Annotated in this window: 19 protein-coding genes and 1 riboswitch; of the genes, 15 read left to right on the plus strand and 4 right to left on the minus strand. The window is 72.3% G+C overall.

The genetic code is table 11. From position 1 onward, the window contains the following. Positions 1-12 precede the first annotated feature (12 nt). Both gcvH and gcvT read right to left on the minus strand, forming a co-directional pair. Positions 13-393 carry a glycine cleavage system protein GcvH gene (gcvH, locus tag ACIP8Z_RS26180; protein ID WP_319309729.1) on the minus strand — a complete coding sequence of 127 codons (381 nt, stop codon included), beginning with the start codon at positions 391-393 and terminating at the stop codon, positions 13-15. 77 nt (positions 394-470) lie between these two features. Next, positions 471-1595: a glycine cleavage system aminomethyltransferase GcvT gene (gene gcvT, locus ACIP8Z_RS26185; RefSeq protein WP_402087431.1), complete on the minus strand. Its 1125-nt coding sequence runs from the start codon at positions 1593-1595 to the stop codon at positions 471-473. A 186-nt stretch (positions 1596-1781) separates the two neighbouring features. Next, positions 1782-1880, minus strand: a riboswitch (glycine riboswitch). A 151-nt stretch (positions 1881-2031) separates the two neighbouring features. Here gcvT and ACIP8Z_RS26190 point away from each other — a divergent pair. The 11 genes from ACIP8Z_RS26190 (at position 2032) to ACIP8Z_RS26240 (ending at position 14899) form a co-directional block, all read left to right on the plus strand. Then, on the plus strand, positions 2032-2694 hold the full coding sequence (locus tag ACIP8Z_RS26190; protein WP_402087434.1) for an AAA family ATPase: 663 nt from the start codon (positions 2032-2034) through the stop codon (positions 2692-2694). Between the two features lie 194 nt (positions 2695-2888). Next, positions 2889-3629 carry an enhanced serine sensitivity protein SseB gene (locus tag ACIP8Z_RS26195; RefSeq protein WP_319309726.1) on the plus strand — a complete coding sequence of 247 codons (741 nt, stop codon included), beginning with the start codon at positions 2889-2891 and terminating at the stop codon, positions 3627-3629. A gap of 112 nt (positions 3630-3741) precedes the next feature. Next, positions 3742-4533: an enhanced serine sensitivity protein SseB C-terminal domain-containing protein gene (locus tag ACIP8Z_RS26200; RefSeq protein WP_187623135.1), complete on the plus strand. Its 792-nt coding sequence runs from the start codon at positions 3742-3744 to the stop codon at positions 4531-4533. 362 nt (positions 4534-4895) lie between these two features. After that, complete coding sequence (locus ACIP8Z_RS26205) at positions 4896-5918, plus strand: ABC transporter permease (protein WP_319323182.1); 1023 nt, start codon at positions 4896-4898, stop codon at positions 5916-5918. Positions 5919-6027: 109 nt separating this feature from the next. Continuing rightward, a complete protein-coding gene (locus ACIP8Z_RS26210) occupies positions 6028-7791 on the plus strand; it encodes an ABC transporter substrate-binding protein (RefSeq protein WP_402087438.1) in 1764 nt (587 codons plus the stop codon). Between the two features lie 114 nt (positions 7792-7905). Next, positions 7906-8904: an ABC transporter permease gene (locus ACIP8Z_RS26215; protein ID WP_402087441.1), complete on the plus strand. Its 999-nt coding sequence runs from the start codon at positions 7906-7908 to the stop codon at positions 8902-8904. Then, the gene (locus ACIP8Z_RS26220; RefSeq protein WP_389036486.1) at positions 8901-10004 is read left to right on the plus strand and encodes an ABC transporter ATP-binding protein; all 1104 of its coding nucleotides are present in this window, start codon (positions 8901-8903) and stop codon (positions 10002-10004) included. Before ACIP8Z_RS26215 ends, ACIP8Z_RS26220 begins: the two co-directional genes overlap by 4 nt. An 8-nt stretch (positions 10005-10012) precedes the next feature. Next, complete coding sequence (locus ACIP8Z_RS26225; protein WP_402087521.1) at positions 10013-11152, plus strand: ABC transporter ATP-binding protein; 1140 nt, start codon at positions 10013-10015, stop codon at positions 11150-11152. 573 nt (positions 11153-11725) lie between these two features. Then, positions 11726-12403: a trimeric intracellular cation channel family protein gene (locus ACIP8Z_RS26230; protein WP_319322706.1), complete on the plus strand. Its 678-nt coding sequence runs from the start codon at positions 11726-11728 to the stop codon at positions 12401-12403. A gap of 23 nt (positions 12404-12426) precedes the next feature. Next, positions 12427-13317 (plus strand): thioesterase family protein, encoded by an 891-nt coding sequence (locus ACIP8Z_RS26235; RefSeq protein WP_402087444.1) that lies wholly within the window; start codon positions 12427-12429, stop codon positions 13315-13317. A gap of 418 nt (positions 13318-13735) precedes the next feature. After that, positions 13736-14899: a cysteine desulfurase family protein gene (locus ACIP8Z_RS26240; protein WP_402087447.1), complete on the plus strand. Its 1164-nt coding sequence runs from the start codon at positions 13736-13738 to the stop codon at positions 14897-14899. A gap of 87 nt (positions 14900-14986) precedes the next feature. On the opposite strand, the gene ACIP8Z_RS26245 is transcribed toward ACIP8Z_RS26240, so the two are convergent. Continuing rightward, complete coding sequence (locus tag ACIP8Z_RS26245; protein WP_402087450.1) at positions 14987-15682, minus strand: N-acetylmuramoyl-L-alanine amidase; 696 nt, start codon at positions 15680-15682, stop codon at positions 14987-14989. Between the two features lie 61 nt (positions 15683-15743). Between ACIP8Z_RS26245 and mnmA the strand changes: the two genes are divergently transcribed. Beyond that, positions 15744-16904 (plus strand): tRNA 2-thiouridine(34) synthase MnmA, encoded by a 1161-nt coding sequence (mnmA, locus tag ACIP8Z_RS26250; protein WP_402087453.1) that lies wholly within the window; start codon positions 15744-15746, stop codon positions 16902-16904. Positions 16905-16960: 56 nt separating this feature from the next. Here mnmA and ACIP8Z_RS26255 read toward each other — a convergent pair whose 3' ends face one another. Then, a complete protein-coding gene (locus tag ACIP8Z_RS26255; RefSeq protein WP_402087455.1) occupies positions 16961-17749 on the minus strand; it encodes an alpha/beta fold hydrolase in 789 nt (262 codons plus the stop codon). 98 nt (positions 17750-17847) lie between these two features. On the opposite strand from ACIP8Z_RS26255, the gene ACIP8Z_RS26260 reads away from it, so the two are divergent. From ACIP8Z_RS26260 to ACIP8Z_RS26270, 3 genes are read left to right on the plus strand one after another with little or no spacing between them, the layout of a single operon-like run. Beyond that, a complete protein-coding gene (locus tag ACIP8Z_RS26260; RefSeq protein WP_402087458.1) occupies positions 17848-18387 on the plus strand; it encodes a TIGR00730 family Rossman fold protein in 540 nt (179 codons plus the stop codon). Positions 18388-18394: 7 nt separating this feature from the next. Continuing rightward, entirely contained in the window at positions 18395-19099 is a 705-nt protein-coding gene (locus ACIP8Z_RS26265; protein WP_402087461.1) for an SDR family oxidoreductase, read from the plus strand. Beyond that, positions 19096-20112, plus strand: a complete 1017-nt coding sequence (locus ACIP8Z_RS26270; protein ID WP_402087464.1) for a methionine synthase — start codon at positions 19096-19098, stop codon at positions 20110-20112. The genes ACIP8Z_RS26265 and ACIP8Z_RS26270 overlap by 4 nt, the downstream gene beginning before the upstream one ends. Positions 20113-20128 lie beyond the last annotated feature (16 nt).

A 20128-nucleotide genomic window follows, 5' to 3' on the forward strand; every position in this document is an offset into this window, starting at 1 on the left:
TCGGGCCCGGTCTCAGTTCCCGGCGGAGAACGCGGTGTACTCGTCGGCGGAGAGCAGCTCGTCCGGCTCCCCCGCGACGCGCACCTTGAACAGCCAGCCACCCTCGAACGGAGCCGTGTTCACCAGCGACGGGTCGTCCACCACGTCCTGGTTGGCGGCGACGACCTCACCCGTGACGGGGGAGTACAGGTCGCTCACGGACTTCGTCGACTCCAGCTCGCCGCAGGTCTCGCCCGCGGTGACCGTGGAGCCGACCTCGGGGAGCTGGGCGTAGACGACGTCACCGAGCGCGTTCGCGGCGAACTCCGTGATGCCGACGGTCGCGACGCCTTCCTCGGCGTCCGACAGCCACTCGTGCTCCTTGGTGTAGCGCAGCTGCTGGGGGTTGCTCATGGCCTGATTCTCCTGGATCGGGGGAGTGCTGATGAACGTGGGTCTTGCGGGATGAGACGCGAAGTGAGACGGATGCGTCACTTCTGGCGCTTGTAGAACGGCAGCGCGACGACCTCGTACGGCTCGTGGGTACCGCGGATGTCCACACCTACACCCTGGGTGCCGGGCTCGGCGTGCGCCGCGTCCACGTACGCGATGGCGATCGGCTTTCCGAGGGTCGGGGACGGGGCTCCGGAGGTGACCTCGCCGATCACCACGCCGTCCCTGACGACGGAGAAACCGGCGCGCGGGACCCGGCGGCCCTCGGCGACCAGACCGACGAGCTTGCGCGGCGGGGCGGTCTCGGCGCGCTCGGCGGCCTTCTCCAGCGCCTCGCGGCCGACGAAGCGGCCCTCGTTGGTCGTCTTCTCGAACTTCACGACCCGGCCGAGGCCCGCGTCGAAGGGGGTCAGCGCGGTGGTCAGCTCGTGGCCGTACAGCGGCATGCCCGCCTCCAGGCGGAGCGTGTCGCGGCAGGACAGGCCGCAGGGGATCAGACCGACCGGCGCGCCGGCCTCGGTCAGCGCCTTCCAGACGCCCTCGGCGTGCTCGGGCTTCAGGAACAGCTCGAAGCCGTCCTCGCCGGTGTAGCCGGTACGGGCGATCAGCGCGGGCACACCGGCGACCGTGCCGGGCAGGCCGGCGTAGTACTTCAGACCGTCCAGGTCGGCGTCGGTGAGCGACTTCAGGATGCCGGGGGACTCCGGGCCCTGGACCGCGATCAGGGCGTACGCGTCACGGTCGTCCCGCACCTCGGCGTCGAAGCCGGCCGCGCGCTCGGTCAGCGCGTCCAGGACGATCTGCGCGTTGGAGGCGTTGGCGACGACCATGTACTCCGTCTGGCCGAGCCGGTAGACGATCAGGTCGTCGAGGATGCCGCCGTCCTCCTGACAGATCATCGTGTAGCGGGCGCGGCCGACGCCCACAGTGGAGATGTTGCCCACGAGGGCGTGGTCGAGGAGCTCGACCGCCTGCGGGCCGGTGACGGTGATCTCACCCATGTGGGAGAGGTCGAAGAGGCCCGCCTTGGTGCGGACGGCGATGTGCTCGTCCCGCTCGCTGGCGTAGCGGAGCGGCATGTCCCAGCCCGCGAAGTCGGTCATGGTCGCGCCCAGCGAACGATGCAGGGCATCGAGGGCGGTCAGACGGGGGGCAGTGCTCATGGGGTGGCTCCCGGGTCCCAAGGGCGGTTCGGTGACGAAACACATGACGGGCGAGGACGTCCTCCCCATCTGTCATGGAACCTGAGAGGTTCACCGAGAGCATCTCGTCGCCGGGAGACCGGCACCGAGAGTTCGGCTTGCACCTTGGGTGGGGACACGGCAGGGTGTCCCGCTTTTCAGATCTGCCTCATCCACGCGGTACGGGGCCTGAGAGATTCAAGGGAGGGTCTTGCTCCTTCGGCGTCCGGACACGTACGGCGTCCGGAACTCTCCCGCGCGGATTCGAGCGGCCGGTATGCGATTGTGTGGCGACTGTGCGCGCCTGGCGCGCACATCATTGCACGCGAGGTCGGCGCGGCACATCGCTTGTGTCCCATTACCGCTTCTTTACACTTTGTGGGCAAGGGTCTTCCCAGGCCCGGCAGGGGGAGAAGCGATGAGGTTCCAGCACACCGGCGCGTACGCGCCGAGTACCGGCATACCGTCCCAGCGAGCCCGTGCCCGGACCCGCGGCCGCGGGCGGCTCCTGCGCGACCTGCGCGAGCGCGGCGGCCGCGGCCCCCGCGCCCTCACCTTCGCCGCCGGCGACCTGGTGGTCGTCTCCGGGCTGCCCGGCAGCGGCAAGTCCACCCTCATGCGCCGCGCCGCCGAGGGCGCCGGCATCGACTCGCAGGACACCCGGGAGCGCTGGGAGGCCCGGATGCCCCGCCTGCTGCCGTACGCCGTCTACCGCCCGCTGGTCCGGATCGCGCACTACGCGGGGCTGCGCAGGGCCCTGCGGTCCGGCGCGGGGGTGATCGTGCACGACTGCGGCACCCAGTCCTGGGTGCGGGGCTGGCTCGCCCGGGAGGCCCGCCGTCGCGGCCGGGCGCTCCACCTGGTCCTGCTCGACGTCGACCCGGGCACCGCCCGTGCGGGCCAGCGGGACCGTGGCCGGGGCGTCTCGTCGTACGCCTTCGCCCGGCACCGGCGGGCCGTCGCCCGACTCGTCGCGGCGGCGGAGTCCGGCCGGCTGCCGCACGGCTGCGCCTCCGCGACGCTGCTCGACCGGGATGCGGCGGACACCCTGCGGAAGATCGGCTTCCGCGACGCGGCCTGAGGCGGGCGGCTGCGACGTATGCGGGGCGGCCCGAGGCGGGCCGCTGTAGAGGTACGCGGGGCGGCCGCTGTGACGTACGCCGCTGTCCCGCTGTGCCCGTACCCCTTCTTTTGGCCACGGCGGCGCCGGGGCGGCGTTAGGGTGCTGCCGGGGCGGCCGGTACGGCAGGCCGTGCGAGAAGGGGAAACGGGACCGTGGACGTGACGTGGCCGGGCAACGAGCTCGAAGAGGTCCTTGCCGCCTCCCTCGGCAACCCCACGGCGGGCGCCCGCCTGGTCGAGGTCCTCGGCCGCAGCCCGGTCTGGGTGCCCCTGCCCAACGGCGGCGGACCCGACAGCCCGAACCTGGACCTCGCCACCATGGAGATCGACGGCGCGGCGTACGTCCCCGTCTTCAGCTCCGAGGAGCAGTTCCTCGCCTGTGTCGGCAGCCACATGTCGTTCACCGTCGCCCCGGCCCGTGACTTCGCCCGCGGTCTGCCCCCGCAGCTCGGCATCGCCGTGAACCCGGGCGGCGTCGTCGGTGTCCCGCTGCCCCCGCCGGCCGTCGCCGAGCTCTGCCGCGTCGGCCGCACCCCGCTGGACGGGCCCGCCACCGGCGGCCGCGTCCGGCTCTTCGAGCCCGACTGGCAGGACGACCCGGTCGACTTCCTCGCCGCCGCGTCCGCCGAGTTCGAGGCCACCGGCGTCGTCACCACCGCCCGCCGGGCGCTCGCCAGCGTCGAGGGCACCGAACCCGCCCTCTTCGTCGGCGTCCAGCTCGTCGCCTGGGACGGCGTCGACCGCAACGCGCCGCTGGACGCCCTCGGCCGCGCCCTCGGCCGCGTCGAGTGCGCCTGGCCGGTCAACCTCATCCTGCTCGACATGGCACAGGACCCGGTCGGCGACTGGATGCTGGAGCGGGTGCGCCCCTTCTACCAGCGCGCCGCCGTGTGACGGACGGCCTGTTTAAGCTGAACTTCTCGACAGCAGGACGGACGTCGTCAGGACGGACGCCAGGGACGGACGTCGGAACAGACGTGGTGACGGAAGAGGGGCGGGACCCAGGGTGAGCGCGTCAGGCACCGCTGCGACCGGACAGGTCGAGCACATGCTGCGCCAGGTGGCACCCGGACGCTACGACGCGTACGAGCAGCTGCTGCACGCCCTCGCCGACGGCGAGCTCTGGATGCTGCTCTGGCACGGCTCGCCCGGCTCGTCCGACGCCCAGTACGGGAACATGGAGGTCGACGGCTTCGGCTACGCGCCCTGCGTCACCTCCGCCCAGGAACTCGCCGCCTCCGGCTGGCACCGCGCCCACGAGCTCGTCACCGGCCGGGAGATCGCCCGCGCCCTCTACCCCGACCGCTGGGGCGTCTGGCTGAATCCGCACGCCCCGGGCGGCGGTGTCGGCATCCCCTGGGCCGACCTGCGCCGGATCGCCACCGGCCTCGACCGGATGCCCGCCGGGCCGCTCCGGGTCACCGAGCCCACCCTGGAGATCCCGCAGTTCTACGCCCTGCTCACACAGAACGCGCACCGCACCCCGGCCGTCCGGGCGCTGCGCCGCGGCTGGGTGCAGCCCGCGCTCGGCTCCCCGTACCTCGCGATCGGTCTCGACCTCTACGACACCTCGCCGGCGGCCGTCGACACGGTCCGGGCGATGATGCGCCAGTCCATCGGAGCCGTACCCGAGGGGCTGCCCGTCTCGACGGTCGCCCTCTCCGACGCGTACGACCCGGTGGCGCTCTGGCTGCGGGCGAACGGCCGCCCGTTCTACGACCGCGAGGCGCACGCCGGACGCGGATCCGCCCCCGTTCCGGGGTACGGATATCCGCCACCGGCGCCGTCCGGATACTGAGACGCACCCTTCTCGCCTCGCGCCCCACCAGCCTCCGGAGCTTGCTCCGGAGGCTTTCGTTCGCCCCAATTGAGGAGCTCGAACGCCTAGTTGAGAGGACATGTCCGATTGGGGGGAAGAGGACCCGAGATGGTCCGCTCACGTGATCGCGACGTCCGGATAACGGAAGTCGCAGCACCGCATCACGTTTGAGCAAACATTCCCTGTCAGGGCTGGCGGGTGATCACAAGCGCATTGAAGACTCCCCGGAACACCGGGCGTTCGGCTCCTTTCGAGCAGGTGCCCAGCAGGTTGTTCCACCGAGCCGCTACCCGCGGCGGGCAAGGGCCGGCTACCGGCGGCCGAGAGGGGTCCTCACCACGATGACGGCACCACTGCACGAGAAGAGTGCGGGCGAGGCGACCGCCACCGTCGATGGCGCGCCCGACGCCCCCGGCACTCCCGGCGGCACCCCCGCCAAGGCGATCGAGGGCCGCTCGCCCTGGCAGATCGCCTGGACCCGCCTCAAGCGCGACAAACTGGCCCTCGCGGGCGCCTTCATCGTCGTCTTCCTCGTCCTCGTCGCGATCTTCGCGCCGGTCATCGTGGGCCTCCTGGGCCACCCGCCGGACGAGTTCCACGAGGACCAGATCGACCCGCTGTTCGGCACCCCGATCGGTTCCTGGGGCGGCGTCAGCTCCGACTTCCTTTTCGGGGTCGAGCCCGTCAACGGCCGCGACGTCTTCAGCCGCATCGTCTACGGCGCCCGGATCTCGCTGCTCGTCGCCTTCCTCGCGGCGGTCTTCGCCGTCGTCCTCGGCACGATCCTCGGCATCGTCGCCGGCTACTTCGGCGGCTGGATCGACGCGGCCCTCAGCCGGGTCATGGACGTGATGCTCGCCTTCCCGCAGCTGCTCTTCACGATCGCCCTGGTCTCCGTCCTGCCGAACCAGCTCCTCGGCCTCGACGGCTCCGGCGTCCGCATCGCCGCCCTGGTGCTCGTCATCGGCTTCTTCGGCTGGCCGTACGTGGGCCGTATCGTCCGCGGCCAGACCCTCTCGCTGCGCAACCGCGAGTACGTCGAGGCCGCCCAGAGCCTCGGCGCGGGCCGGCTCTACATCCTGCGCCGCGAGCTGCTGCCGAACCTGATCGCCCCGATCACGGTCTACGCGACCCTCATGATCCCCACCAACATCCTCACCGAAGCGGCGCTCAGCTTCCTCGGCGCGGGCGTGAAGCCGCCCACGGCCTCCTGGGGACAGATGCTGTCGACGGCCATCACCACCTACGAGTCGGACCCGCTGTTCATGGTGATCCCCGGCTTCGCGATCTTCATCACCGTTCTGGCGTTCAACCTCTTCGGCGACGGCGTGCGTGACGCGCTCGACCCGAAGGGCTCCCGCTGATCGTTCGCCGACGACCCGCACGACCCGCCCCTGCCGCTGGCGACAGGAGGCCAAACCCCAATCGGCGGACCGCCGTACGGCCGCCACTATCCCGGAGGTTGCTGGAACCATGCTGAAGAGCTCTCAGCGCAGAATCGCCGCGGGCGCGCTGCTCGCGGCGGCCACGATGGTCGTCACCACCGCCTGCGGCGGCGACACCGGCGGTAGCGGCGACAAGGGCAAGGGCGGTGCGCCCGGCTTCAACGCCGGCGTGAACAAGGTCGCCAACGCCTCCGACAAGAAGGGCGGCGAGCTGAAGTTCATCGGCTCGCAGGAGGCCGACTCGTGGGACCCGCAGCGCGGCTACTACGGCTTCGTGTGGGACTTCGCGCGCTACTACACGCGTCAGCTGGTCACCTTCAAGGCCGAGCCGGGCGCCGCCTCCACCGAGCTCGTCCCGGACCTCGCCACCGACGCCGGCAAGGTCTCGGCCGACGGCCTCACCTACACCTTCACGCTGAAGGACGGGGTGACCTGGGAGGACGGCAAGCCGATCACCTCCAAGGACATCAAGTACGGCATCGAGCGCATCTGGGCCCAGGACGTCATCTCCGGCGGCCCGATCTACCTCCAGCAGGTCCTCGACCCCAAGGGCGAGTACAAGGGTCCCTACAAGGACACCTCCGCGGACAAGCTCGGCCTGAAGGCCATCGAGACCCCGGACGACAAGACCATCATCTTCAAGCTGCCGGTCGCCAACGGCGACTTCCTGCAGATGCTGGCCATGCCCGCCGCCTCCCCGGTTCGCCAGGACAAGGACACCAAGGCCAAGTACGGCCTGAAGCCCTTCTCCTCCGGCCCGTACAAGTGGCAGTCGTACACGCCCAACAAGTCCATCAAGCTCGTCCGCAACGACAAGTGGGACGCCAAGTCGGACACCGTCCGCAAGGCCCTCCCGGACAGCGTCAGCGTCACGTTCACCACGAACGCCGACGACATGGACAACCGCCTCGTCGAGGGCGAGTACGACCTCGACATCAACGCCACGGGCGTCGGCGCCTCCGCCCGCCAGAAGGTGCTCCAGCAGCACAAGGGCAACGTCGACAACCCGCAGACGGGCTTCATCCGCTACGCGGTCTTCCCGCAGACGGTGATCCCCAACATCGACTGCCGCAAGGCCATCATCTACGCGGCCGACTCCAAGTCCCTCCAGACCGCCCGTGGCGGCCCGCAGGCCGGTGGCGACATCGCCACCAACATGCTGCCGCCGGCGATCAAGGGTGCCGACCCGAAGGCCGACCCGTACGGCAAGCTCGCCGGCGCCCCGGACCTGGCCAAGGCCAAGGACGCGCTCAAGAAGTGCGGCAAGCCGAACGGCTTCAAGACCACGATCGCGGTCCGCAACAACAAGAAGATCGAGATCGCGACCGCCGAGTCCCTCCAGCAGTCGCTGAAGGCCGTCGGCATCGAGGCCGAGATCGACCAGTTCGACGGCGCCCAGACGTCCGGCATCATCGGTTCGCCGAAGGTCGTGAAGGAGAAGGGCTACGGCATCATCATCATGGGCTGGGGCGCCGACTTCCCGAGCGGACAGGGCTTCCTGCAGCCGCTGGTCGACGGTCGCTTCATCCTCCAGAGCGGCAACAACAACTTCTCGGAGCTGAACGACAAGGCCGTCAACGGCCTGTTCGACCAGGCGCTGAAGGAGACCGACCCGGTCAAGGCCGGCGAGCTCTACAAGCAGATCAACACGAAGGTGTCGGAGGCCGCGGTCTACCTGCCCTTCACCCACGAGAAGAACATCATCTGGCGCAGCTCCCGGCTGACCAACGTCTACACCGCGGACGCCTACAACGGCCGCTACGACTACGCGTCGCTCGGCGTCGTCAAGTAATCCGACCCGTTCCACCGGCGCACCACCCGCCGCCAGGTCCGAAGGGCAGGTGATGGCCGAGGGCGGCGGCCGGGGGACCCGATCGGGTCCCCCGGCCGCCGACCGGCCGACCGCATGCTTGCATACATAGTCCGGCGACTCTTCGCGGTCGTCGTGATGCTGCTCGTCGTCACGCTCGTGACGCTCAGCATCTTCTTCCTCATACCCAAGCTGACCGGCAGCGACCCTGCCGCGATGTTCGTCGGCAAGCAGGCGGATCCGGCATCCATCGAGGCCGTCCGGCAGAAACTGGGCCTGGACGAGCCGCTCCTGGTGCAGTTCTGGCACTTCGTCTCCGGCATCTTCGTCGGTCGCGACTACACCGGTGGCGGCGACACCATCCACTGCGCGGCGCCCTGCTTCGGCTACTCGTTCCGCACCGAGCAGGACGTCTGGTCGATGCTGGTCGACGCCTTCCCCGTCACCCTCTCCATGGTCATCGGCGCCGCCGTGCTCTGGCTGATCCTGGGTGTCTCCACGGGTGTCGTCTCCGCGCTCAAGCGGGGCACGATCATCGACCGCGCGGCCATGATCACCGCGCTCGCCGGTGTCTCGCTGCCCATCTTCTTCACCGCCATGCTGGCGATGCTGATCTTCCGTACCCAACTGGGCTGGCTCAACGCCTCGTACGTGCCGATCACCGAGTCCGTCGGTGGCTGGTTCGGCGGCCTGCTGCTGCCCTGGGTGACCCTCGCCTTCCTGTACGCGGCGATGTACGCGCGGCTCACCCGCGCCACCATGCTGGAGGTCCTCGGCGAGGACTACATCCGCACCGCACGGGCCAAGGGCCTCCCGGAGTCGGTCGTGCTCGGCAAGCACGCCATGCGCTCCACCATGACCCCCATCCTGACCATCTTCGGCATGGACCTCGGCGCCCTCGTGGGCGGCGCGATCCTGACCGAGACCGCGTTCAGCCTCCACGGCCTCGGCGGACTCGCCATCAAGGGCGTCAGCGAGCGCGACCTGCCGCTGATCCTGGCCGTCACGCTCATCACCGCGGCCTGCGTCGTCATCGCCAACCTCGTCGTGGACCTGCTGTACGCCGTGATCGACCCCCGAGTGAGGCTCGCATGACGGACAAGCTGACGAAGACCGGCGCGGCGGTGGGAGAACCCGTCGCCACCGGGTCCGCCCCCTCCGACGCGTTCCTCGACGTGCGCGACCTGAAGATCCACTTCCCGACCGACGACGGTCTGGTCAAGTCGGTCGACGGTCTCAGCTTCCAGCTGGAGAAGGGCAAGACCCTCGGCATCGTGGGCGAGTCCGGCTCCGGCAAGTCGGTCACCTCGCTCGGCATCATGGGCCTGCACACGGTCGGCCAGTACGGCCGGCAGAAGGCGAAGATCTCGGGCGAGATCTGGCTCAACGGCCGGGAGCTGCTCTCGGCCGACCCGGACGAGGTCCGCAGGATGCGCGGCCGCGACATGGCGATGATCTTCCAGGACCCGCTGTCCGCGATGCACCCGTACTACACGGTCGGCAACCAGATCGTGGAGGCGTACCGCGTCCACCACGACGTCGACAAGAAGACGGCGCGCAAGCGGGCCGTCGAACTCCTCGACCGGGTCGGCATCCCCGAGCCGGCCAAGCGGTTCGACAACTACCCGCACGAGTTCTCCGGCGGCATGCGCCAGCGCGCGATGATCGCCATGGCGCTCGTCAACAACCCCGCGCTGCTCATCGCCGACGAGCCGACCACCGCGCTCGACGTGACCGTGCAGGCCCAGATCCTCGACCTGATGCGGGACCTCCAGAAGGAGTTCGGCTCCGCGGTCGTCATCATCACCCACGACCTCGGCGTCGTCGCCGAGCTCGCCGACGACATCCTCGTGATGTACGGCGGGCGCTGCGTCGAGCGCGGACCGGCCGAGTCCGTCTTCTACGAGCCGCAGCACCCCTACACCTGGGGCCTGCTCGGCTCGATGCCGAGGATCGACCGCGAGCAGACCGAGCGGCTCATCCCGGTGAAGGGCAACCCGCCCAGCCTCATCAACATCCCGAGCGGCTGCGCCTTCAACCCCCGCTGCCCGTACGCGGACGTCCCCAAGGGCGGCATCACGCGCACCCAGCGACCGGAGCTGGCGTCGGCCGGGGACCGCCACTTCTCGGCCTGTCACATGCCGCAGGAGGAGCGGACCCGTATCTGGACCGAAGAGATTGCGCCGAAACTGTGAGCGAGACCATGGAACCCCTCCTCAAGGTCACCGGCCTGAAGAAGCACTTCCCCATCAAGAAGGGGCTTCTCCAGCGCCAGACCGGCGCGGTCAAGGCGGTCGACGGGATCGACTTCGAGGTCCTGCCCGGTGAGACGCTCGGCGTGGTCGGCGAGTCCGGCTGTGGCAAGTCCACGATGGGCCGTCTCATCACGCGGCTCCTCGAACCGACCGGCGGCACGGTCGAGTTCCAGGGCAAGGACATCTCGCACCTCGGCGTCTCGGGCATGCGCCCGTTCCGCCGGGACATCCAGATGATCTTCCAGGACCCGTACGGCTCGCTGAACCCGCGCCACACGGTCGGCACGATCGTCTCGGCCCCCTTCAAGCTCCAGGGCGTGGAGCCCGAGGGCGGCGTGAAGAAGGAGGTCCAGCGCCTGCTCGGCCTGGTCGGCCTCAACCCGGAGCACTACAACCGCTACCCGCACGAGTTCTCCGGCGGTCAGCGCCAGCGCATCGGCATCGCCCGCGCGCTGGCCCTGAAGCCGAAGCTCGTGGTCGCGGACGAGCCGGTCTCGGCCCTGGACGTCTCCATCCAGGCCCAGGTGGTCAACCTCCTGGACGACCTCCAGCAGGAGCTCGGCCTCACGTACGTGATCATCGCGCACGACCTGTCGGTCATCCGGCACGTCTCGGACCGCATCGCGGTGATGTACCTGGGCAAGATCGTGGAACTCGCGGACCGCAAGTCCCTCTACGAGAACCCGATGCACCCGTACACCCGCGCCCTCATGTCGGCGGTCCCGATCCCGGACCCCCGCCGCCGGGGCGCGAAGAGCGACCGCATCCTCCTGACGGGCGACGTCCCGTCCCCGATCGCCCCGCCGCCGGGCTGCCGCTTCAACACCCGCTGCTGGAAGGCCACGGACATCTGCCGCACGGCGGAACCCCCGCTGGTCGAACTCCGCCCGGGCCAACGAGTGGCCTGCCACCACCCGGAGAACGCGGAGTCCCTGACGATCCCGGGGGCGAGGGAGTCGGTGGAGATCACCACCCCGAAGCCGGAGGCACAGCCGGAGCCGCCGGAGCCGGAGAAGCCGTCCGAGCCGAAGACACCGGAGTCGCCGGCGGCCCCGGCAGCCGCCGAGGACGACGCACCGAAGGCGTGACCCAGGGGAGGCCCCCGGCACCGAAAGGTACCGGGGGCCTCCGCACGCCCGGGTCCCCATGGAGCCCCGGGCCTCGGCCCCCGGCCCCAGCCCCCGGCCCCAGCCTCCGGCCGGGCCCGGCCTGGCCCCGGCCCTGGCCTTGGTCTTGGGCCTGGCCCTGGCCCTGGCCTTGGGCCCGGCGGCGGCTCCGGCCCCGGGCCTCGGTCCCTGCCGCCTGTCCGGGGCTCCGGCCTCGGGCGCCGGCTCCAGCCTCGGGCGCCGGCCGGCTTCGGGCCTCGGGCCCCCGGCTCGGGTGCCGGGGGCCGGTCCCGGCGGGCTCCCCGCCCGGCCGCCGGGCGTGCCCGCCCCGCCGGGCCGTGGCGCCCGGGGGGCCACCGGTCCTGTCAGGGTTTCGGGAAGGGGTGGGGCGGGGGAGTCCCCCCGCCGCGCGCCGCGCCACCCGCGCGGGAGCCGGGCCCCGGGGCCGAGCCCCGGGCGCCGCGCCACCCACGCGAGAACCGGGGGCCCGGGGGCCCGGCCCCCGGGACGGGGAGCCCCCGTGGCCCCCTCGGGAACTACCGGCACAATTGGGCGGTGCTCCACGACCTGTTCACCCCCTCCGTCCAACACGCCCTCGACCTCGTCGGCATCTTCGTCTTCGCCATCTCCGGCGCCCTCCTCGCCGTCCGCAAGAACTTCGACGTCTTCGGCATCGCCGTGCTCGCCGAGGTCACCGCCCTCGGCGGCGGTCTCTTCCGCGACCTGATCATCGGCGCCGTACCGCCCGCCGCCTTCGCCGATCTCGGCTACTTCCTCATGCCCCTGGTCGCCGCGGGCCTCGTCTTCTTCCTCCACCCGGAGGTCGAGCGCACCCAGACCGCCGTCAACGTCTTCGACGCCGCCGGCCTGGGGCTCTTCTGCGTGACCGGCACGACGAAGGCGTACGACTACGGCCTCGGCCTCACCTCCTCCGCCGTGCTGGGTCTCGCGACGGCCGTCGGCGGCGGCGTCCTGCGCGACGTGCTCGCCAACGAGGTGCCGTCGCTGCTGCGCTGGGACCGGGACCTGTACGCCGTCCCCGCGATCGTCGGGGCCGCGATGGTCGTGCTCTGCATCCGTTTCGACATGCTCAACGCCTGGACCAGCGGCGCCGCCGTCCTCACCGCCTTCCTGCTCCGCCTGCTCGCGATGCGCTACCACTGGCGCGCCCCCCGCGCCTGGAACCGCCGCTCCTCCGCACGCGAGCAGCCGGAAAAAGCTACCGCTCAGTAGCTTCCTGGGGTACCGTCGGAAACATGAGCACGAGCATCGAGACCCCCGTCGCGGCGAGCGAGCGCGGACGCGAGGGCGAGCGCGACGACGAGCGCGCCTACGAGTTCGACCGCGACACCGCCGTCACCCTCCGGGAGCCCGGCGTCTACGACGCGGACCTCTCCGCGGGCTGGACGATCATCCACGCGGTCAACGGCGGCTACCTCCTCGCTCTGCTCGGCCGCGCCCTCGGCGACCACCTCCCGCACCCCGACCCGTTCACGATCTCGGCGCACTACCTCACGCCGTCCGTGCCCGGCCCCGCGGTGATCAGGACGGAGACCGTCCGCACCGGCCGTACGCTCTCCACCGGCCAGGCCTCCCTCTTCCAGTACGCGGAGGACGGCACCGAGGTCGAGCGCATCCGGGTCCTCGCCTCGTACGGCGACCTCGACACGCTCCCCGACGACGTCCGCACCACCGCGACGCCCCCGGCGATGGCCGCCGTCGAGAACTGCTTCGCCGCCTCCGACGGCCCGACCCCGGCCATCCCCGGCTCCTCGGCGATCGCCGACCGGCTCGACCTCCGCCTCGACCCGGCCTGCGTCGGCTGGGCGATCGGCGCGCCGTCCGGCAAGGGCGAGATGCGCGCGTGGTTCGGTCTCGCGGACGGCCGCGAGCCGGACGCGCTGTCGCTGCTCCTGACGGTCGACGCCCTGCCGCCGACCTCCTTCGAGCTGGGCCTGAAGGGCTGGACCCCGACCGTCGAGCTCACCACCCACATCCGCTGCCGCCCGGCCCCGGGCCCGCTGCGGGTCTCCATCACCACCCGCAACCTCGCCGGCGGCTTCCTCGAGGAGGACGCGGAGGTCTGGGACAGCGCCGACCGACTGGTGGCGCAGTCCCGCCAGCTGGCCCGCGCACCGCGCGCCTGAGGCGCTTCCGGCTCCGACCCCGAGCCGGAACGCGACGACAGGCGCCGGCAGGTCCGTACGCCCCGGGGCCGCACACCCCGGAGCGCGTACGGCCCGGAGCGCGGCGGGCCGGTTGCGGTCCCGGAGGGGACCGATCGGCTCCGCGACGGTCCCGGACGTGACCCATCGGGCACGTCCGGGACCCGCGTGCGCGCCGCTCGAAGACGGGTCCGAGGGTTCGAACCCCGGGCCGAGACGGCCCAGGGCGCCGGACGTCCGGCCGGGCGGACGACGTCCGCGAGCGCGCCGCCGGCCCCGGCCCCGAGCCCCCGCCCGCCCGGCGCGGGCCCGGCCCCGGACCCCGGCGGCCGCCGCGCCCGGCGGCGTAAACCGGCCACCCGCCAGGTCCGGGGGCGCGGGCTCGTAGAATCGACCCACCATGGCTTACCTCGACCACGCCGCGACCACGCCCATGCTGCCCGAGGCGATCGAGGCGATGACCGCCCAGCTCGCCGTCACGGGCAACGCCTCCTCCCTGCACGCCGCCGGACGGCGGGCCCGGCGGACCGTCGAGGAAGGGCGCGAGACGCTCGCCGCCGCGCTCGGCGCGCGGCCGAGCGAGGTCGTCTTCACCTCCGGCGGAACCGAGGCCGACAACCTCGCCGTGAAGGGCCTCTACTGGGCCCGCCGCGACGCCGACCCCCGCCGCACCCGCGTCCTCGCCAGCCCGGTGGAGCACCACGCCGTGCTCGACGCCGTCGACTGGCTCGGTACCCACGAGGGCGCCGACGTCGAGTACCTGCCGGTCGACCGGTACGGCCGCGTGCACCCCGAGGCCCTGCGCGAGGCCATCGCCCGCGACCCCGACTCCGTCGCCCTCGCCACCGTCATGTGGGCCAACAACGAGATCGGCACCGTCATGCCGGTACGCGAACTGGCAGACGTCGCCGCCGAGTTCGGCGTACCCCTGCACGCGGACGCCGTCCAGGCCGTCGGCCAGATCGAGGTCGACTTCGCCGCCTCGGGACTCGCCGCGATGACCGTCTCCGGCCACAAGATCGGCGGCCCCTACGGCATCGGCGCCCTGCTCCTGGGCCGCGAGCACACCCCCGTACCCGTCCTGCACGGCGGCGGCCAGGAGCGGCACGTCCGTTCCGGCACCCTCGACGTGCCGGCCGTCGCCGCCTTCGCGGTCGCCGCCCGGCTCGCCACCGGGCGGCGCGAGGAGTTCGCCCGGGAGATCGGCGCGCTGCGCGACGAGCTGGTGGCCGAGGTCACGGCGCTCGTCCCCGACGTGATCCTCGGCGGCGACCCCGTCGAGCGGCTCCCCGCCAACGCCCACTTCACCTTCCCCGGCTGCGAGGGCGACTCCCTGCTCCTGCTGCTCGACGCGGCCGGGATCGCCTGCTCGACCGGCTCCGCCTGCACCGCCGGCATCGCGCAGCCGAGCCACGTCCTCCTGGCCACCGGCACGGATCCGGACCTGGCCCGGGGCACCCTGCGCTTCTCGCTCGGCCACACCTCCACGAAGGAGGACGTCGCGGCGGTCGCGGACGCGATCGGCCCGGCGGTGGAACGGGCCCGGACCGCGGGCCTCAGCTGACCCCCGCCGAGCCCGGGCCCCGCAGGCGACCCCAGGCCCGCACGCGACCCGAGCCCGGGGCCCGCACGCGACCCGCGTCGAACGCGCTCAGGCGCGCGTCTTCGACGCCTCCCGCACCAGCTTCAGATAGCGGGCCCAGTCCCAGTGCGGACCGGGATCGGTGTGGTCGGTGCCCTCGACCTCGACGTGACCGATGATGTGCTCCCGGTCCACGGGTATCCCGTACCGGGCGCATATGTCGGCCGTCAGCCGCGCCGACCCCGCGTACATCGCCGCCGTGAAGTCCTGCGGCCGGTCGACGAAGCCCTCGTGCTCGATGCCGATGCTCCGCTCGTTCATGTCACGGCTCCCGGCGTGGAACGCGACGTCGAGCTCCCTGATCATCTGCGCCACATGACCGTCCTTGCGGACCACGTAGTGCGCGGCCGCCCCGTGCCCGGGGTCCTTGAAGACCTTCAGGGCGGTCGCGTAGCTGCCCTGGACGACATGGATCACGACCCGGTCGATCCGGTAGTCGTCCGGCCGGTCGGCCCGCCGCCAGTTCGCCCGCGACGCCGAGGTCCACTCGGCGGCCCGGTGGTCGAGCTCGCCCTCGACCCGCTTCTTCTCCATCCCCGGCAGCCGCCACCAGGCACGCGCCAGCTCCTCCCTGGCCAGCGCCGCCGTCCCCAGGACCGCGACCCCGCCGCCGAGCAGCACCGCGCGCCGCCCCACCCGTCTGCCGGAACCGCCGGCCTTCCCCGAACCGCCGGTCCTGCCCGCACCACTCGCCTTGCTCCCCATGCCACCGAGAACGCTTACTCCCGCGACTGTGGTTCCCGGCGCCCCGTACCCTGGTAGGGCTATGACTCAGACTCCGCCCCCGCGCCCCCAGACCCGTCCCCTCCGGGTACTTGCCGCCATGTCCGGCGGAGTGGACTCCGCCGTCGCCGCCGCCCGCGCCGCCGAGGCCGGTCACGACGTCACCGGCGTGCACCTCGCCCTCTCCGCGAACCCGCAGTCCTTCCGTACGGGAGCGCGCGGCTGCTGCACGATCGAGGACTCCCGTGACGCCCGCCGCGCGGCCGACGTCATCGGCATCCCGTTCTACGTGTGGGACCTCGCCGAGCGCTTCCGCGAGGACGTCGTGGACGACTTCGTCGCGGAGTACGAGGCCGGCCGCACGCCCAACCCGTGCCTGCGCTGCAACGAGAAGATCAAGTTCGCCGCGCTGCTCGACAAGGCGCTCGCCCTCGGCTTCGACGCGGTCTGCACCGGTCACTACGCGACGGTCGTCCTGAACGAGGACGGCACCCGCGAGCTGCACCGCGCCTCCGACATGGCGAAGGACCAGTCGTACGTGCTCGGCGTGCTCGACGAGAAGCAGCTCGCGCACGCGATGTTCCCGCTGGGCGACACGCTCACCACCAAGGACGAGATCCGGGCGGAGGCCGAGCGGCGCGGGCTCGCGGTCGCGAAGAAGCCCGACAGCCACGACATCTGCTTCATCGCCGACGGCGACACCCAGGGCTTCCTCGCCTCCCGCCTGGGCAAGGCGGAGGGCGACATCGTCGACGAGGCCGGTACGAAGGTCGGCACCCACGAGGGCGCGTACGGCTTCACCATCGGCCAGCGCAAGGGCCTGCGGATCGGCCACCCGGCCGCCGACGGCAAGCCGCGCTACGTCCTGGACATCTCGCCGGTGAACAACACGGTGACGGTGGGCCCCGTCGAGGCGCTCGACGTCACCGCCCTGACCGCGATCAAGCCCCGCTGGTGCGGCACCGCCCCGGAGGGCGAGGGCCGCTACACGGCCCAGCTCCGCGCCCACGGCGGCGAGACCGAGGTCACGGCGTCCCTGACGGACGGCGAGCTCGCGGTCGCCTTCGACGAACCGGTCCGCGGCGTCGCCCCGGGCCAGGCCATCGTGCTGTACGACGGCACGCGCGTGGTCGGCTCGGCCACGATCGCGACGACGGTCCGCCGCACGACGACGGCGGCGGCGCAGGCACCGGCGACGGCGTAGGCCCGACCCCCGCGTCCGGGCCCCACGCTCTCGGGGCCGGCCGGGCCGGACCCGTCCTAGGCCGCCTCCGCGGGCTCCCGCTCGTCGGCGAGGAACTCCTCCAGGACCGGGGCGAGGACGTGCGGGGCCACGTCGTACGTCTGGCCCGTCAACGTACGGTGCCGGCCCCGGGGGAGAGCCTCCGTCAGGGCGCGGGCCGCCTGCCGGACGCCGACCGGGCTCACGCCCCCGTCGACCACCAGCACGCGCGCGCGGACCCGGGCCAGGAGCCGCTCCGGCACCGTCCCGTCGCCGAGGACGGCGAAGTCGTACGCGAGCGTGTGCGCCAGCTCCGCGATCCCGGGCCGCAGCCCCGCGGGCACCGTCGACTCCGCCAGGAACAGGTCGAGCGCCTCCGCCCGCCGCCCCCCGTCGAGCAGCGCGGCCACCTGCCGCCGCCGCTCGGCGGCCGCCGCCGAGTACGGCGGCTCGAACACCGACACCGCCCCGGCCGGCAGCCCCGCGGCCACCGCGGCGAGGACCAGCGCGCCCCCCGAGCCCGTCCCGTGCAGCGCCGCACCCGGCCCCGCCTCCCCGACCACCGCGGCCAGGTCCTCGATCTCCCGCTCCACCGCGTACGGCCCGGTGTCGCCGCTCCCGCCGCGGCCCCTGCGGTCGTACGCCACGACCGAGAAGCGCCGGGCCAGTAAGCCGCCCAGCACTCGCTCGTCCGCGGCCGTCCCCAGCGCGCCGCTCACCAGGACGAGCGGCGGCCCCTCGCCGTACCGCTCGTACGCGATCGGCGTCCCGTCCCGTGACGTGACCCGTCCCCGGACCCTGCTCAGCGTGGTGCTCACCTCGTCCATGGCAGGTGAGACCGGACCCGTCACCGGAACTCATCGCCGCCCGGCGGGATTTCTCGGAAAAAGATGGAAACCGCTGGTCAGGCCCTACGGTGGGAGCCATGAACATCTGTGTCTTCCTCTCCGCGGCCGACCTCGACGAGCGCTACACGGCCCCCGCCCGCGACTTCGCGCGGCTCCTCGGCAAGGCCGGCCACACCCTCGTCTGGGGCGGCTCCGACACCGGTCTGATGAAGGTGGTCGCCGACGGCGTCCAGGAGGCCGGCGGCCGGCTCGTGGGCGTCTCCGTCGAGTTCCTCGCCCACAAGGCCCGCCCGGACGCCGACGAGATGGTCGTCGCCAAGGACCTGGCCGAGCGCAAGGCGCTCCTCCTCGCCAAGTCCGACGCCGTCGTCGTCCTGGTCGGCGGCGCCGGCACCCTCGACGAGGCCACCGAGATCCTGGAGCTGAAGAAGCACGGCAAGCACAGCAAGCCGGTCGTCCTGCTCAACACGGCGGGCTTCTACGACGGACTGAAGGCCCAGCTCCGCCGGATGGAGGAGGAGGGCTTCCTGCCGCTCCCCCTGGCCGACCTCGTCCTCTTCGCCGACGACGCCCAGACGGCCCTCACCCACCTGGAGGAGAACATCGCCGCCCGCTGATGCGAGCATGGTGAGCATGGCTACACATGTGATCACCGGAGCCGGTTCCGGCATCGGCGCGGCCGTCGCGCGCCGCCTCCACGCGCGCGGGGACGACCTCGTGCTCCACGCGCGCGACGCGGGGCGGGCCAAGGAGCTCGCCGCGCGGTTCCCCGGCGCCCGGACGCTCGTCGGGGACCTCGCCGACCCGGACCGGCTCTCCTGGGCGTTCTCGCACCAGACCATGCCGGAGCGGGTGGACAGCCTGCTGCACATCGCGGGCGTCGTCGACCTCGGGCCGATCGGGGACCTCACCCCCAAGACCTGGCACCACCAACTCAACGTCAACCTCGTCTCCCCGGCCGAGCTGACCCGGCACCTGCTGCCCCAGCTGCGCGTCTCCCAGGGCCACGTCGTCTTCGTGAACTCGGGCGCCGGGCTCGCCGCGCACGCCGAGTGGGGCGCGTACGCCGCCTCCAAGCACGGCCTCAAGGCCCTCGCCGACTCCCTGCGCCACGAGGAGCACGGCAACGGCGTGCGGGTGACCTCGGTCTACCCGGGCCGCACCGCGAGCCCCATGCAGGCCAAGGTCCACTCCCAGGAGGGCAAGGAGTACGACCCGTCGAGGTGGATCGACCCCGAGTCGGTCGCGACGGCGATCCTCACCGCCATCGACCTGCCGCGCGACGCGGAGATCAACGACCTCACCGTTCGTCCGGGACGCCAGACATGAGCGAGACGCAGGCCGAGGACGACCGTGTGCTCTGGGGACCCGCCACCGGCGTCGGCTCCATGCCGGGCGGCGACGCCCGGGAGACCGCGAGGACCGTCACCGGGTCCTTCGAGGACTTCCCGTTCCTCGCGGAGCTGCCCGCCCGCGGTCCCGGCGCCGACATGATCGGCCGGACCATCGGGATGCTCGTCGACCTCTACGCGCACGTGGAGCCGAGCGGCTGGCGGATCAGCGACCGGCCCGGCCGCGACACCAAGCGCGCCCGGTCCTGGATGGGCGAGGACCTGGACGCCCTGGAGGAGTTCACCCAGGGGTACGAGGGCCCGCTCAAGGTGCAGGCCGTCGGCCCCTGGACGCTCGCCGCGGCCCTGGAGCTGCGCGGCGGCGAGGCCGCCCTCGGCGACGCCGGCGCCTGCCGCGACCTCGTCGGCTCGCTCGCCGAGGGCCTCCACGAGCACCTCGCGGACCTGCGCAAGCGGATCCCGGGCGCCCGGGTCGTCCTCCAGCTCGACGAGCCCTCGCTCACCGTCGTCCTGCGCGGTCACGTCCGCACCGCCAGCGGCTACCGCACCTACCGGGCCGTCGACCGTCAGGTCGTGGAGAGCGCCCTGCGCCAGGTGATCGCCGTCCACGACGGGCCGGTGGTCGTCCACTCCTGCGCCCCCGACGTCCCGTTCGCGCTCCTGCGGCGGGCCGGCGCCTCGGGCGTCTCGTTCGACTTCTCGCTGCTCACCGAGCGTGACGAGGACACGATCGGCGAGGCCGTGGAGGCCGGCACCAAGCTCTTCGCCGGTGTGGTGGCGTCCACCGACGGCCCATTGTCCGACCCGGGCGGTAGCGTCATGGGTGTCAGGACGCTGTGGCGCAGGCTGGGGCTGAATCCGGGGACTCTCGCCGAGTCCGTGGTCATCACTCCCACGTGCGGGCTCGCGGGCGCTTCGCCCGCCTACTCCCGCGCGGCGCTCGCCCACTGCGCCCGGGCGGCGAGATCGCTCGCGGACAACCCAGAGTGACCGGGTTTCGAGGCAC

This window comes from Streptomyces sp. NPDC088553, assembly GCF_044752965.1.
GTDB lineage: Bacteria > Actinomycetota > Actinomycetes > Streptomycetales > Streptomycetaceae > Streptomyces.